Annotated in this window: 14 protein-coding genes; 12 read left to right on the forward strand and 2 right to left on the reverse strand. The window is 73.2% G+C overall.

Annotated elements, in window-relative coordinates:
• Positions 1 to 7: 7 nt before the first annotated feature.
• Positions 8 to 1186 (forward strand): cytochrome P450 family protein, encoded by a 1179-nt coding sequence (locus ACNJ93_RS26210; protein ID WP_418959905.1) that lies wholly within the window; start codon positions 8 to 10, stop codon positions 1184 to 1186.
• Positions 1187 to 1217: 31 nt separating this feature from the next.
• On the opposite strand, the gene ACNJ93_RS26215 is transcribed toward ACNJ93_RS26210, so the two are convergent.
• Entirely contained in the window at positions 1218 to 2219 is a 1002-nt protein-coding gene (locus tag ACNJ93_RS26215; RefSeq protein ID WP_418959906.1) for a Gfo/Idh/MocA family oxidoreductase, read from the reverse strand.
• Between the two features lie 148 nt (positions 2220 to 2367).
• Here ACNJ93_RS26215 and ACNJ93_RS26220 point away from each other — a divergent pair, with 148 nt between their 5' ends.
• The 11 genes from ACNJ93_RS26220 to ACNJ93_RS26270 all read left to right on the forward strand — a co-directional run bounded on the left by ACNJ93_RS26220 (position 2368) and on the right by ACNJ93_RS26270 (position 12620).
• On the forward strand, positions 2368 to 3087 hold the full coding sequence (locus tag ACNJ93_RS26220; RefSeq protein WP_418961529.1) for a GntR family transcriptional regulator: 720 nt from the start codon (positions 2368 to 2370) through the stop codon (positions 3085 to 3087).
• A 164-nt stretch (positions 3088 to 3251) separates the two neighbouring features.
• On the forward strand, positions 3252 to 4286 hold the full coding sequence (locus ACNJ93_RS26225; protein ID WP_418959907.1) for a sugar ABC transporter substrate-binding protein: 1035 nt from the start codon (positions 3252 to 3254) through the stop codon (positions 4284 to 4286).
• Positions 4283 to 5335 (forward strand): ABC transporter permease, encoded by a 1053-nt coding sequence (locus tag ACNJ93_RS26230; RefSeq protein WP_418959908.1) that lies wholly within the window; start codon positions 4283 to 4285, stop codon positions 5333 to 5335. Before ACNJ93_RS26225 ends, ACNJ93_RS26230 begins: the two co-directional genes overlap by 4 nt.
• Positions 5332 to 6138: an ATP-binding cassette domain-containing protein gene (locus tag ACNJ93_RS26235; protein ID WP_418959909.1), complete on the forward strand. Its 807-nt coding sequence runs from the start codon at positions 5332 to 5334 to the stop codon at positions 6136 to 6138. Before ACNJ93_RS26230 ends, ACNJ93_RS26235 begins: the two co-directional genes overlap by 4 nt.
• A gap of 33 nt (positions 6139 to 6171) precedes the next feature.
• Positions 6172 to 7347 (forward strand): ROK family glucokinase, encoded by a 1176-nt coding sequence (locus ACNJ93_RS26240; RefSeq protein ID WP_418959910.1) that lies wholly within the window; start codon positions 6172 to 6174, stop codon positions 7345 to 7347.
• A complete protein-coding gene (locus ACNJ93_RS26245; RefSeq protein ID WP_418959911.1) occupies positions 7344 to 7925 on the forward strand; it encodes a hypothetical protein in 582 nt (193 codons plus the stop codon). The genes ACNJ93_RS26240 and ACNJ93_RS26245 overlap by 4 nt, the downstream gene beginning before the upstream one ends.
• Before the next feature lie 58 nt (positions 7926 to 7983).
• Entirely contained in the window at positions 7984 to 9138 is a 1155-nt protein-coding gene (locus ACNJ93_RS26250; RefSeq protein ID WP_418959912.1) for a hypothetical protein, read from the forward strand.
• An 89-nt stretch (positions 9139 to 9227) separates the two neighbouring features.
• On the forward strand, positions 9228 to 10517 hold the full coding sequence (locus ACNJ93_RS26255) for an alpha/beta fold hydrolase (RefSeq protein ID WP_418959913.1): 1290 nt from the start codon (positions 9228 to 9230) through the stop codon (positions 10515 to 10517).
• A gap of 64 nt (positions 10518 to 10581) precedes the next feature.
• Positions 10582 to 11199 (forward strand): MBL fold metallo-hydrolase, encoded by a 618-nt coding sequence (locus ACNJ93_RS26260; RefSeq protein ID WP_418961530.1) that lies wholly within the window; start codon positions 10582 to 10584, stop codon positions 11197 to 11199.
• Between the two features lie 124 nt (positions 11200 to 11323).
• A complete protein-coding gene (locus ACNJ93_RS26265; RefSeq protein WP_418959914.1) occupies positions 11324 to 12112 on the forward strand; it encodes an exodeoxyribonuclease III in 789 nt (262 codons plus the stop codon).
• Between the two features lie 67 nt (positions 12113 to 12179).
• Complete coding sequence (locus ACNJ93_RS26270; RefSeq protein WP_418959915.1) at positions 12180 to 12620, forward strand: DUF6278 family protein; 441 nt, start codon at positions 12180 to 12182, stop codon at positions 12618 to 12620.
• Positions 12621 to 12899: 279 nt separating this feature from the next.
• Here the strand turns inward: ACNJ93_RS26270 and ACNJ93_RS26275 are convergent, their stop codons facing one another.
• Positions 12900 to 14453: an alpha/beta fold hydrolase gene (locus ACNJ93_RS26275; protein ID WP_418959916.1), complete on the reverse strand. Its 1554-nt coding sequence runs from the start codon at positions 14451 to 14453 to the stop codon at positions 12900 to 12902.
• Between the last annotated feature and the right edge of the window lie 74 nt (positions 14454 to 14527).

The following is a 14527-nucleotide window of genomic DNA, read 5'->3' on the forward strand; positions in this document are numbered from 1 at the left end:
TGGGCGGATGTCCGTCATCGATCTGGGGGAACACGGCGCGGACTTCACCGCGAACCCGTATCCGTACTACGCGAAGCTGCGCGCGGCCGGCCCGGTGCACCGGGTACGGCTGCCCGACGGGGCCGAGGTCTGGCTGGTCGTCGGCCACGAGGAGGCGCGGGCCGCGCTCAACGACCCGCGGCTGTCCAAGTCGCCCTCCGTGCTGGGCCTGACCATGCTCGACGAGGAGGTCATCGGCCCCAACCTGCTGGTGGTCGACCCGCCGGACCACACCCGGCTGCGCAAGCTCGTCGCGGGGGAGTTCACCGGGCGGCGCGTCGAAGCGCTGCGCCCGCGCGTCCAGCGGCTCACCGACGAACTCCTCGACGCCATGGCGCCCGCGGGCCGCGCCGACCTCGTCGACGCCCTCGCCTTCCCGCTGCCGATCATCGTCATCTGCGAACTCCTGGGCATCCCGCCCGAGGACCGCGACACCTTCCGCCGCTGGTCCAACGAGGTCGTCACCCCGAGCGGCGCCGGAGCCGAGGCGGAGGCCGTCCACGGCCTCGCCTCCTACCTCGACGAACTCATCGAGGCCAAGCGGGCGTCGGGGCCCGCCGACGACCTGCTCTCGGCCCTGGTCGCCGCCCGCGCCGAGGACGGCGACCGGCTCACCCTGCCCGAACTGCGCGGCCTCGCCTACCTGTTGCTGATCGCCGGGCACGAGACGACCGTCAACCTCATCGCCACCGCGGTCCGGGCGCTGCTCACCCACCCCGAGCAGCTGGCCGCCTTCCGCGCCGAACCGGCGCTGCTCGACGGGGTGGTCGAGGAGACGCTGCGCTGGGACGGGCCGGTGGAGACGGCGACGTACCGGTTCAGCCGGGAGGCGCTGACGCTCGGGGGCACGGAGATCCCCGCGTACGAGCCGGTCCTCGTCTCTCTGGCCTCCGGCGACCGCGACCCGGAGCGCTTTGCCGACCCGGACCGTTTCGACGTGCGCCGCGACCCGCGCGGGCACCTCGCCTTCGGACACGGCATCCACTACTGCCTGGGCGCGCCGCTGGCCCGCCTGGAGGCCGGGATCGCGCTGCGGAGCCTGCTCGACCGGTTCCCGCGGCTCGCGCTGGACGCGGAGCCGGGGGAGTGGGAGTGGCTGCCGGGCGTCCTGATCCGCGGCGTCCGCCGCCTGCCGGTCCGGTGGTGACGCCCGGCGGTGCTGCGCTGTCGGACACCCCCTAGACCGCCACCTCCGTCAGCGCCACCGGCCGGCGCTCGCGCCGTGAGCGCTCGCATGCCTCGGCGATCCGCAGCGCCTGGAGGGCCTCGCGGCCGTCGCAGGGGTTCGGCGCCTCGCCGCGCACCAGCCGGACGAAGGCGTCCAGTTCGGCCTCGTACGCGGGGGCGAACCGCTCCAGGAAGCCGGACCAGGGTTTCTCGGCGGGCGGCGGGCCCTCCGGCTCGACCGAGCTCAGCGGAGTGCGCGCGTCCAGGCCCACGGCGATCTGGTCCCGCTCGCCGGCCAGCTCCATCCGGACGTCGTACCCGGCGCCGTTGCAGCGGCCGGCGGTCGCGGTGGCGAGGGTGCCGTCGTCGAGGGTCAGCACGGCGGCCGCGGCGCTGACGTCGCCGGCCTCGCGGAACATCGCGGGGCCGGCGTCGGAGCCGGTCGCGTACACCTCGACGACCTCGCGGCCGGTCACCCAGCGCAGGATGTCGAAGTCGTGCACCAGGCAGTCCCGGTACAGCCCGCCGGACAGCGGAAGGTACGCGGCGGGCGGCGGCGCCGGGTCGGAGGTGACCGCCCGTACGGTGTGCAGCCGGCCCAGCCGGCCGGAGCGCACCGCCTCGCGGGCGGCGCGGTAGCCCGTGTCGAAGCGGCGCATGAACCCGAGCTGGAGCTCCACGCCGGCCTCCTCCGCGGCGCGCAGCGCGGCCAGCGTGCCGGGCAGGTCCAGCGCGATCGGCTTCTCGCAGAACACCGGCAGCCCCGCCGCGGCGGCGCGGACGATCAGCTCGGCGTGCGAGGCGGTGGCGGAGGCGACGACCGCCGCGTCCAGGGCGTGGTCGAACAGCGCCCCGACGTCCGGCGCGGCCTGCGCGCCCAGCGCGCCCGCGACCTCGGCGGCCCGGACGGGCAGCGCGTCCGCCACCACCAGCGACTCGACCTCGGGGTGCCGGGCCAGCACACCCGCGTGGAAGGCTCCGATCCGTCCCGTCCCGATCAGTCCGATGCGCATGGCCCCAAGGTGCGGGCGCCCGACCCGGCTGTCAAGAGTTTGTCCGGACAATCGGACTTCACGACTTCCCGTCATGATGTCCGCGCACTACGCTCCTGCCGTGTCCACGCAGCAGCCCGCGCCGGGTCCGCAGCCGCTCCGCCTCGCGGTGGACCGGACGAGCCCCGTGCCCCTGTACTTCCAGCTCTCCCAGCAGCTGGAGGCGGCGATCGAGACCGGCGTGCTGACGCCCGGCAGTCTGCTCGGCAACGAGATCGAGCTCGCGGCCCGGCTCGGCCTCTCCCGGCCCACTGTCCGCCAGGCCATCCAGTGCCTGGTCGACAAGGGGCTGCTGGTCCGCCGGCGCGGCGTCGGCACCCAGGTGGTGCACAGCCAGGTCAGGCGCCCCCTGGAGCTGACCAGCCTCTACGACGACCTGGAGGCGGCCGGCCAGCGCCCCGCCACGCTCGTCCTGGCCAACCGGATCGAGCCCGCCTCCGCCCGGGTCGCCGCCGCGCTGGGCGTGCCCGAGGGCAGCGACGTGCGGTACGTCGAGCGGCTGCGGTGCGCCCACGACGAGCCGATGGCCCGGCTGCGCAACCATCTGCCGGCCGGTCTGCTCGACCTGGACGGCGAGGTCCTGCGGGCCACCGGCCTGTACCGGCTGCTGCGCGGCGCGGGCATCACCCTGCACAGCGCGCGGCAGACCGTCGGCGCGCGCGCCGCCACGGAGGCCGAGGCGGAGCTGCTCGGTGAGCGGCCGGGCGCGCCGCTGCTCACCATGGAGCGCACCACCTACGACGACACGGGCCGGGCCGTGGAGTTCGGCGCGCACGTCTACCGGGCCTCGCGCTACTCCTTCGACTTCCAGCTCCTGGTGCGGCCGTAGGACAGCGGCAGGACGGGCGTACGGCACGGCGGAGCCGGTCAGAATGTTCTGACAACCTCATTGACGGGTCCTGGTCAAAGTCGTAGAACCGGAACGGCATGACCGATACTGCAGTGCACACAGCAGGACAAGCAGGACAGTGGAACAGCAGGAGGGCGCGCGTCGTGACCAAGGCTCGGACAGGGGCGAGGACAGGTCGGACCGGAGCGCGCGCCGTCGGCGCCGTGCTGGCGGCCGCGCTGCTCGCGGCCGGACTGACGGCCTGCAGCAGCACCGGCGGCAAACGCGCCGAGGACGCCCGCAAGGCCGCCGCCCAGGGCAGGGCCGCCGTCGACACCCCCCGCTGGACCTTCGCCATGGTCACCCACTCCGGCGACGGCGACACCTTCTGGGACATCGTCCAGAGCGGCGCCAAGCAGGCCGCGGTCAAGGACAACATCACCTTCCTCTACGCCCACAGCGACGAGGGCAAGGAGCAGGCCCAGCTGGTCGACTCGTACGTCGCCAAGAAGGTCGACGGACTGATCGTCACCCTCGCCAAGCCCGACGCCATGAAGGCCTCCGTCGAGCGGGCCGTCAAGGCCGGCATCCCCGTGATCACCGTGAACTCGGGCTCCGAGGTCTCCAAGGCGTACGGCGCGCTCAGCCACATCGGCCAGGACGAGACCGTCGCCGGCGAGGCCGTCGGCGAGGAACTGGACCGGCGCGGCCGGAAGAAGGCCCTGTGCGTCCTGCACGAACAGGGCAACGTCGGCCACGAGCAGCGCTGCGCCGGAGTGAAGAAGACCTTCGGCGGCCAGCTGCAGAACCTGTACGTCGACGGCACCAACATGCCCGACGTCCAGGCGTCCATCGAGGCCAAGCTCCAGGCCGACCCGGCGCTCGACGCCGTCGTCACCCTCGGCGCGCCCTTCGCCGACGCCGCCGTCCAGGCGAAGAGGACCGCCGGCAGCAAGGCCGAGATCGACACCTTCGACCTCAACCCCAAGGTCGCCACCGGCCTGCGGTCCGGCACCCTCGGCTTCGCCGTCGACCAGCAGCCCTACCTCCAGGGCTACGAGGCCGTCGACCTGCTCTGGCTGTACCGCTACAACGCCGACGTCCTCGGCGGCGGCAAGCCCGTCCTCACCGGCCCCCAGATCGTCACCCGGGACGACGCCGCGGCCCTCCTCGACTACACCGAGCGGGGCACCCGATGAGCACCACCGCCCCCGCCGACGACCTCGACCACGTCGACGAGCGGCTGCTGCGCACGTCGCCGCTGAAGAAGCTGCTCGCCCGGCCCGAGCTCGGCTCGCTGGTCGGCGCGCTCGCCGTCTTCGTCTTCTTCGCCCTGCTCGCCGACGGCTTCCTGCGCCCCGCCGGCCTCGGCACGGTGCTCTACGCGGCCTCCACCCTCGGGATCATGGCCGTGCCCGTCGCGCTGCTGATGATCGGCGGCGAGTTCGACCTGTCCGCCGGCGTCCTGGTGACCAGCTCCGCCCTGGTCTCCTCGATGGTCAGCTACCAGATGACCGCCAACGTCTGGGTCGGCGTCGGCGTCTCCCTGCTGGTCACCCTCGCGGTCGGCGCCTTCAACGGCTTCATGCTGACCCGGACCGGGCTGCCCAGCTTCATCATCACGCTCGGCACCTTCCTGATGCTGACCGGGCTGAACCTCGGCCTCACCAAGCTCATCAGCGGCACCGTCTCCACCAAGACCATCGCCGACATGGAGGGCTTCCCCTCCGCCAGGGCCCTGTTCGCCTCCACGTTCACCGTCGGCGGCGTGGACCTCAAGGTCACCGTCCTGTGGTGGTTCGGCCTGGTCGCCCTCGCCACCTGGATCCTGCTGCGCACCCGCTTCGGCAACTGGATCTTCGCGGTCGGCGGCGGCGCGGACGCCGCCCGCGCGGTCGGCGTCCCCGTCCGCCGGACCAAGACCGGCCTGTACCTCGGCGTCGCGTTCTGCGCCTGGATCTCCGGCCAGCACCTGCTGTTCTCGTTCGACGTCGTGCAGTCCGGCGAGGGCGTCGGCAACGAGCTGATCTACATCATCGCCGCCGTCATCGGCGGCTGCCTGATCACCGGCGGGTACGGCTCCGCGATCGGCTCGGCCGTCGGCGCGCTCATCTTCGGCATGACCAGCAAGGGCATCGTCTACGCCGAATGGAACCCCGACTGGTTCAAGTTCTTCCTCGGCGCGATGCTGCTGCTCGCGACCCTCCTGAACGCCTGGATCCGCAAGAGGGTGGAGGCCACGAAGTGACGACCGCCGACGCGACCACCACCGCCCCGCTCGTCGAGCTCGACGGGGTCAGCAAGTACTACGGCAACATCCGCGCCCTCGAAGGCGTCTCCCTGCGGGTGCACGCGGGCGAGGTCTCCTGCGTCCTCGGCGACAACGGCGCCGGCAAGTCCACCCTCATCAAGATCGTCGCGGGCCTCCACCGGCACGATGCCGGCGCCTTCCGGATCGAGGGCGAGGACGTGTCTCTCGCCACCCCGCGCGAGGCCCTCGACCGCGGCATCGCCACCGTCTACCAGGACCTCGCCGTCGTCCCCCTCATGCCGGTCTGGCGCAACTTCTTCCTCGGCTCCGAGCCCACGGTGGGCAAGGGCCCCTTCAAGCGGCTCGACGTCGAGCGGATGCGCTCCACCACCCGCGCCGAGCTGCTGCGCATGGGCATCGACCTGCGCGACGTCGACCAGCCCATCGGCACCCTGTCCGGCGGCGAACGGCAGTGCGTCGCCATCGCCCGCGCCGTGTACTTCGGCGCCAAGGTCCTCGTCCTCGACGAACCGACCGCCGCCCTCGGCGTCAAGCAGTCCGGCGTCGTCCTGAAGTACGTGGCCGCCGCCCGCGACGCCGGCCTCGGCGTGGTCCTCATCACGCACAACCCGCACCACGCCCACCTCGTCGGCGACCGGTTCGTCCTGCTCAAGCGGGGCGCCATGGTCGCGAGCCACACCCGCGACTCCGTCACCCTCGACGAGCTGACCCGGCAGATGGCCGGCGGCAGCGAGCTGGACGACCTCCGCCACGAACTGGAGCGCTCCGCGTCCTCATGAGCCCTTGACACCGCACCTGGCAGAATCGAACCGATGAGTACGTACCGCGAACCCGCTCCCGGCGGCGCCGCACGAGCCGGCGTGCTGAGGACCGTCGGCACCCGTGAGCGGCGCTCGCACCTCAGCGCACCCCGCGTACCCACCGTCGGCATCGACATCGGCGGCACGAAGGTGATGGCCGGAGTCGTCGACGCGGACGGCAACATCCTCGAGAAGATCAAGACCGAGACGCCCGACAAGTCCAAGAGCGCCAAGGTCGTCGAGGACACCATCACCGAGCTCGTCCTCGACCTCTCCGACCGGCACGACGTGCACGCCGTCGGCATCGGCGCGGCCGGCTGGGTCGACGCCGACCGCGCCCGGGTGCTCTTCGCCCCCCACCTGGCCTGGCGGAACGAGCCCCTGCGGGACGCCCTGCAGGACCGGCTCGCCGTGCCCGTCATGGTCGACAACGACGCCAACACCGCCGCCTGGGCCGAATGGCGCTTCGGAGCCGGCCGCGGCGAGGACCACCTCGTCATGATCACGCTCGGCACCGGCATCGGCGGCGCGATCCTGGAGGACGGCCGGGTCAAGCGCGGCAAGTACGGCGTCGCCGGAGAGTTCGGCCACATGCAGGTCGTGCCCGGCGGACACCGCTGCCCCTGCGGCAACCGCGGCTGCTGGGAGCAGTACAGCTCCGGCAACGCGCTGGTCCGCGAGGCCCGCGAGCTGGCCGCCGCGGACTCCCCGGTCGCCCACGGCCTCATCGAGCGGGTCAAGGGCAACGTCCCGGACATCACCGGCCCGCTGATCACCGAGCTCGCCCGCGAGGGCGACGCCATGTGCGTCGAACTGCTCCAGGACATCGGCCAGTGGCTCGGCGTCGGCATCGCCAACCTCGCCGCCGCCCTCGACCCGTCCTGCTTCGTCATCGGCGGCGGCGTCAGCGCCGCCGACGACCTGCTCATCGGCCCCGCCCGGGACGCCTTCCGCCGCCACCTCACCGGCCGCGGCTACCGCCCCGAGGCCCGGATCGCCAAGGCCCAGCTCGGCCCCGAGGCCGGTATGGTCGGAGCCGCCGACCTCGCCCGGCTCGTCGCCCGCCGCTTCCGGCGCGCCAACCGCCGCCGCGTCGAGCGGCACGAACGGTACGAGCGCTACGCCCAGGCCCTCCGCACCGGCGGCAACGGCCGCCCGTCCCGCACCTCCCAGGAACCCCCCGCATGACCGTCACCGTCCCGCCCCCGTCCACGCCCCGCGAGGAGAAGCCCCGGCCCCCGGAGACCCGCGGGCACATGCTGCGCCGGCGCTTCCTCACCGCGCTCGTCATCGTGCTGCTCATCGGCGTCCCCGCCGGCTACCTGGTGATCGCCGCGGAGCAGAGCCGCAGCAGCGGCCGCGACAAGGAGCGCGAGTCCTCCTCGCAGGGGCTGCGGGACAGCTGGCCCTCCCAGATGAAGCGCCGCATCTTCGAGGTCCCGATCCCGCGCGGCGCCAAGGACGTCGCCTACTACGAGACCAGCAACTGGAAGTCCAGCCGGCTCTACGTGCAGTTCACCACCACCGCCGGCCGGCTCGACGAGTTCCTGCTGAAGGTCGGCTCCAGCCGCTCCGACCTGCGCGACGGCGAGGTCGGCATCACCGACCGCGACGCGGGCATCGCCGGCTGGCGCTTCGTCGAGGACCACGACTGGACCAGCACCTACGTGGAGCGCCCCGACCCCCGGCCCGACCAGGACATCACCATCGACCTGACGGACCCGGCGGCGCCCCGCGTGTACGTGGTCTCCACCACCGCCCCCTGACGTCCGCCGGGTTCGGAGACCATACTGGTCGGGCCTCGCTCACTCACAGAACGATTCCATGGCCAAGAACAGCACTGCACCGACCACCGTCCCCGACACCGCGTGGCTCGTACGCGGACGCCACCTCGGTCCCGAGCCCGAGCAGGACCTGCGGCGCAACCTGATCGCCCTCAAGGCGGCCGGGGTGCTCGACGACTTCCTGGAACTCGACCCCGTCGAGGCGGCCCGCTCCACCGCCCTGTACCCCCGGGACGAGGCCGCCGACCCCGGCCCGTCCGCCCGCCGCCTCTTCGAGGCCCGCTGGCGCGTGGCCGACGACGTCACGGTGCGCGCCCAGCTCACCACGTACGACCCGGAGTCCCGCCGCAAGGCGGGCGAGGGCGTCACCTGGGTCCTCGCCGCCGAGGCGGAGCGCGCGTGGGACGCGCGCTGGCCCTCGCCCGCCACCATGTTCTGGCCGGACAGCGACCGGATCGCCTGGGACCACGAGACGGTGCCGGGTGTGCGGCTGCGGACGACGAATCACCTGCCCAAGGACGACGGCGAGTTGCGCCGCCGGCTGCGGGACTGCGCCCGGGAGAGCTGGCTCGTCCATGTCGTGGTCCACGAGGCGATGACGCCGGACGCGCGGGGGCGGCAGCCGGTCACGGCGTTCCTGCCGCCGAGCCTGCGGCACCGGGTGGTCGAGCACCGGGCCGCACCGGAGCAGGTGCAGGTCGCCGACTTCGCGCTGAAGCGGGAGCTGGGCGTGGGGCTGCCGCGCGGCGGTGCCGTCGTCCTGCCCACGGTGCCGCCCGCTCCGGCCGACGCGGACCGTTTCACGGTGACCAACGTGTTCCTCGACGGCACGGAGCCGACCGAACTCCTCGGGAAGATCGTGGAGTTCGCCTCCCTGCCGCAGCCGATGCCGGACGGCGCCGAGCAGGCCCTGGCGCGCTTGCGCCGAGGCTGGCACCTGCTCACGCGGGACGAGGAACTGGTCCACGCGCAGGCCATGGTCACCCAGTACGCCACGGCGCTCGAAGCCATGACGAGATCCTGCGACCTGTACCGGGAGGCCGCGGAGTCGGCGCTGGCCGCGCTCGCCGAGGCGACCGGCGGCGACGGCACGCCCCGGCCGACCGTCCCTGAGCCCGCCAGGGGGGACGCCTCGCCCCTGGCCCTCTTCACGAAGGCGTTCGGCCGCTTCCGGGATCCGAATCCCAGGAAGTGACCCGCGACGTCCGGGCCGCCGAGCACGGAGCCCCACCGCGACCCGGGCGTCGCTCCCGGTCGCGGGGCGGATGTGAGAGCGTGCAGGGCGTGAGTGAGACACCGACGAACACCCTGCAATACCGCGTCGACGGGCCGGACGACGCACCAGTCCTGATCATGGGGCCCTCCCTGGGCACCACCTGGCACATGTGGGACCGTCAGGTCCCCGAACTCGCCGCCCAGTGGCGGATCGTCCGCTTCGACCTGCCCGGCCACGGCGGCGCGCCCGCCGTCCCCGCCTCCTCGGTCGCCGAACTCGGCGACCGGCTGCTCGCCACCCTCGACGAGCTGGGCATCCAGCGCTTCGGCTACGTGGGCTGCTCCATCGGCGGCGCGATCGGCCTCGACCTCGCGCTGCGCGCCCCGCACCGGGTCGCCTCGCTGGCGCTCGTCTCCGCCTCGCCCCGGTTCGGCACCGCGGACGAGTTCCGCCAGCGCGGCGTGATCGTGCGCACCCACGGCCTCGAGCCGATGGCCCGCTCCGCGCCCGAGCAGTGGTTCACGCCCGGCTTCGCCGGAGCCCAGCCGGCCATCGTCGAATGGTCCGTGCAGATGGTCCGCACCACCGACACCGCCTGCTACATCGCCGCCTGCGAGGCCCTCGCCGCCTTCGACGTCCGCGAGGCGCTCGGCAGCATCGCCGTCCCCGCGCTCGTCCTCGTCGGCTCCGAGGACCAGGTCACCGGACCCGCCGAGGCCCGCACCCTGGTCGCCGGGATCGCCGACGCCCGGCTCGCCGTCGTGCCCGGCGCCTCCCACCTCGCGCCCGTCGAACAGCCCGCCGCGGTCACCGACCTGCTGGTGCAGCACTTCACCGGCACGGCCTTCGACACCCTCACCGCCCTGCCCGTCGCCCCCGTCGCCCCCGTCGCCGTGGTCGCCGTCCCGGCGCCGGCCGCCCCCGGCGACGCCGCGGCGGCCGAGGGCCCGGCCGCCGAGACCGCCGGCCCGGTGCGCCCGGACCCGTACGACACCGGGCTCAAGCTGCGCCGCGAGGTGCTCGGCGACGCGCACGTCGACCGGGTCCTCGACGAAGGCGCCGCCTTCGCCGCCGACTTCCAGGACCTGGTGACCCGCTACGCCTGGGGCGAGGTGTGGTCCCGCGAGGGCCTGGACCGCCGCACCCGCAGCGCGATCACCCTCACCGCCCTGATCGCCGGCGGCCACCTCGACGAGCTCACCGGACACACCCGGGCCGCGCTGCGCAACGGCCTGACGCCCGACGAGCTCAAGGAGATCCTCATCCACGCCGCGGTGTACTGCGGGCTGCCCGCCGCCAACGCGGCGCTGCGCGTGGTGCAGGAGGTCGTCCGGGAGGAGACCACGCCCCGGGCGTAGGCTGGGAGCGATCTTGGCCCGAGGCCGCGTCGTCGTGAGGTGGAGTCCCGTGAAGCTGACGAAGATGTCGCACGCCTGCGTCCGTCTGGAGAAGGACGGGCGGACGCTCGTCATCGACCCGGGCGGCTTCAGCGAGGAGGACTCCGCCCTCGGCGCGGACGTCCTGCTCGTCACCCACGAGCACCCGGACCACTTCGACGAGGGCCGGCTGCGGGCGGGCCTGGAGGCCAACCCGGCGGCGGAGATCTGGACGCTGCGCAGCGTCGCCGAACGGCTCTCCGCCGCCTTCCCCGGCCGCGTGCACACCGTCGGCGACGGCGACACGTTCCGTGCGGCCGGCTTCGACGTGCAGGTGCACGGCGAGCTGCACGCGGTGATCCACCCGGACATCCCGCGGATCACCAACGTCGGCTACCTCGTCGACGGGGCGGTCTTCCACCCCGGCGACGCGCTGACCGTCCCCGGGCAGCCGGTGGACACGCTGCTGCTGCCGGTGATGGCGCCCTGGAGCAAGATCTCCGAGGTGATCGACTACGTGCGGGAACTCAAGCCGCGGCGGGCGTACGACGTGCACGACGCCCTGCTGAGCGACCTCGCCCGGCCGATCTACGACCGGCAGATCGGCGGCCTCGGCGGCGCCGCGCACGACCGCCTCACCCCCGGGCAGTCCGTCGAGCTGTGAGCGCGGCGACCGGCGACCGTGACCGCGCGGACCGCCGGGCCGTGGGTTCGCGGACCGCCGGGCCGTGAGCGTGGCGGCCGCCGCACCCGGCCGGTTGTCACACCCCGCCGTTAGGCTTGCGCTCATGCGCATCGCCACCTGGAACGTCAACTCGATCACCGCCCGCCTGCCCCGGCTGCTCGCCTGGCTGGAGAGCTCCGGCACGGACGTGCTGTGCATCCAGGAGACCAAGTGCACCGCCGAGCAGTTCCCCGCCGAGCAGCTCCGCGAGCTGGGCTACGAGTCCGTGGTCAACGCCACCGGCCGGTGGAACGGCGTCGCGCTGCTGTCCCGGGTCGGCCTGGAGGACGTCGTCACCGGCCTGCCCGGCGGGCCGGAGTACGACGGCCTGCAGGAGCCGCGGGCGATCTCCGCCACCTGCGGCCCGGTCCGCGTCTGGTCGGTGTACGTGCCGAACGGCCGCGAGGTCGCGCACGAGCACTACGCGTACAAGCTGCGCTGGCTGGAGGCGCTGAAGGCCGCGGTCGCCGAGGACGCCGCGGGCGACCGCCCGTTCGCGGTGCTCGGCGACTACAACATCGCCCCCACCGACGACGACGTCTGGGACATCTCCCTGTTCGAGGGCGCCACGCACGTCACCGAGCCCGAGCGCGCCGCGCTCGCCGGACTGCGCGAGGCGGGCCTGAGCGACGTGGTCCCGCGCCCGCTCAAGTACGAGCACCCGTTCACGTACTGGGACTACCGCCAGCTCTGCTTCCCCAAGAACCGGGGCATGCGCATCGACCTGGTGTACGGCAACAAGGCGTTCGCGGACGCGGTGAAGGACAGCTACGTCGACCGCGAGGAGCGCAAGGGCAAGGGCGCCTCCGACCACGCCCCGGTCGTCGTCGACCTTGACGTCCGCCCGGCGTGATCGCTCCGCCCCGCCGGGGCCCGCGCGCCCTGTGGTGCGCGCGGCCCCGGGGTGCGACTCTGGAGTGATGCGGATCCCCTTCCTTGACGCCTGGCGCCGTCGGCACGGAGAGGAGCGGGACGACTCGCTCGCCTCCGCGTTCGCCCGCGACCCCGACGGGGTGGCGGAACTGTTCGCCGAATGCGAGCTGCTGCGCGCCCGCGTCGCGCAGGCCGGGGTGGTGCTCGACGACTCGCCGCGCTCCCTGGAACTCCTCGACCAGCTGCCGCCGCGCTGGCGCGACGATCCGGAGGAGCTGCCCTGGATCGGCAACGACGCCGGCCTGTACCTCGGCACGGTGCTCGTGCGCAGCGTGCCGGGCGCGGCCTGGGGCGTGTGGCCCGGCGGCCGGCCGGTGGTGCGGCTCGCCTCGGGCCGGGAGATCAACGTGGTGGAGGCGGGCCTGGACTGGGCGCTGACCGGTTCGCCCGAGCTCTCGCAGATGTACGCGGAGGCCGCCGAGGGCTGAGCCCGTGCCGGGGCCGACGGGCCACTCCTTTGCAGTAAATACGGCTTATGCCGTTCTTATGCGTGTCGTCCCTTAAGTCCCGTTGTGCCGTGGAAAGTTTGCGCTGACGCGACAGCGTGGAGCACGCCTCCGCGCGGAACAGGGGGACGAAGACGGCGCCCGTGGCCCCCGGGGTGGTTCCCCGGGGGCCCACGGAGCCTCCGCATGCTCGCACGAGCCGGGTACGTCCGAGCCACGTACTTCAGTGAGGAGCCCGACCCGTCCGGCCGCAGCCGGTGATCACTCCTTCCGCAGCGGGACCGACACGTACGAGGGGTCGGCCGGCGGGGAGGAGAAGGTCAGCTGCGCGCCGGCCGGGTTGTGCTCGATGTAGAGCGGGTCGACGGTGTCCACGACCAGCGCCAGCCGGTGCCCGGCCGGCACGTCGTACGCCGTGGAGAACAGGTCGAGGTCGACGGGGAACGCCGTGCCCGGAGTCTTCCCGTGGAAGGTGTACGGGGCGTGCGTCACGAGCTTGCCGACGCCGAGCGGGCCCACGTCGTACAGGTACGCCACGAAGGTGCCGCTCGACCTGGTCGGGGTGACCGTGGTGTGCAGCCGTGCCGTGCCGCGCACCCGCTGCGGCGCGTCGGACCGCTCCGACTGCCACACCGCCGCGAACGAGCGGGGGAGGAGCGGTATCGAGGCGACGGGCGGGGCCTGGAAGAACTGGTCGAGCAGGCTGGAGAGCATCACCACGCCGCCGTTGGCGCCCGAGTCGACGTTGGCCCACAGGTGCTCGGAGTCCCCGAGGGCGAACTTCCGCTGGTTCGCGTGGACGGACTTCCAGTCCGGGTAGCCCTCGTACGGGGCGCCGGAGCGCGGCTTGAGCCGGACGGGCTGCTCGCGGTCGATGCCGTTGTCGACGCCCTTGAGGTACCGGTCGAACCAGCGGTGGGCGCTGGTCCACGTGTCGTTCGGCAGCCCGAGCAGTCCGGTGGCCTCGGCGGTGGCGTGGTCGCCCGGGCGGAACTCCAGGCGCTTGGGTCCGGTCAGCCGCTCGTAGAAGCTCGCGAACTGGTTGGGCGGGAAGATCGAGTCGCCCCAGGCGTTGCCGAGCATGATCGCGGGGCGGTTGGCGTTGAGCGCGTCGAGGTACGTGGCGGCGGAGCGCTTGCGCCCCCAGGCGATCATCTCGTCCTCCTTGTCCAGGTTGGACGAGAGGAAGTCCTCGAGCACCTGCTGGAGTTCGGGGCCGGGACGGCCGGTGAGATAGCCGGCGCCGCCGAGGAGGCCGGCGGCCTGGAGGTGCTGGGTGCGGCCGCTGTAGATGGAGTCGATGAGGTCCGCCCAGCCGCTGAGCGCGGCCACGGCCTTCACCCGCTTGTCGTGCGCGGCGGTCAGCAGCCCGATGCCCGCCCCGTACGAGACGCCGGCCATGCCGACCCGGTCGGGGTCGGCGGGCGTGTGGGCGAGGGCCCAGTCGATGACCAGCGAGGCGTCGGCGACGTCCTTCGGCCCGGCGGTCTCGATCTCCCCGCCGGACTGCCAGAAGCCGCGCGAGTTGTAACTGACCACGACGTAACCGGAGTCGGCGAGCTTCTGGGCCTGTGCCAGGTACTCGATCTGGGGCATGGCCCAGCTGGTGGGCAGCACGATCACGGGATGGCGCGCGCCGGCGGCGGCGCCCGCCGGGGTGACGACGTTGGCCTTGAGCACGGTGCCGCCGTCGCCGGCGATGTCGACGAAGCGCACGGATCCGGCGGAGTCCGCGTGGGCGGCGGGCGCGAGCCCGAGGGCCGTCCCGGCGACGAGCGCCGCCGAGACGGCGAGGGACAGGGCGGTGTGACGCACGGGTCACTCCTCACTGGGGTGGGGGGCAGTGTGAAGTGACCCGACGGTAAGCGTCAGGACTTACCCGAGGTAAC

Origin of the sequence: Streptomyces tritici (assembly GCF_048500665.1) — a bacterium.
Taxonomy (GTDB): Bacteria; Actinomycetota; Actinomycetes; order Streptomycetales; family Streptomycetaceae; genus Streptomyces; species Streptomyces tritici.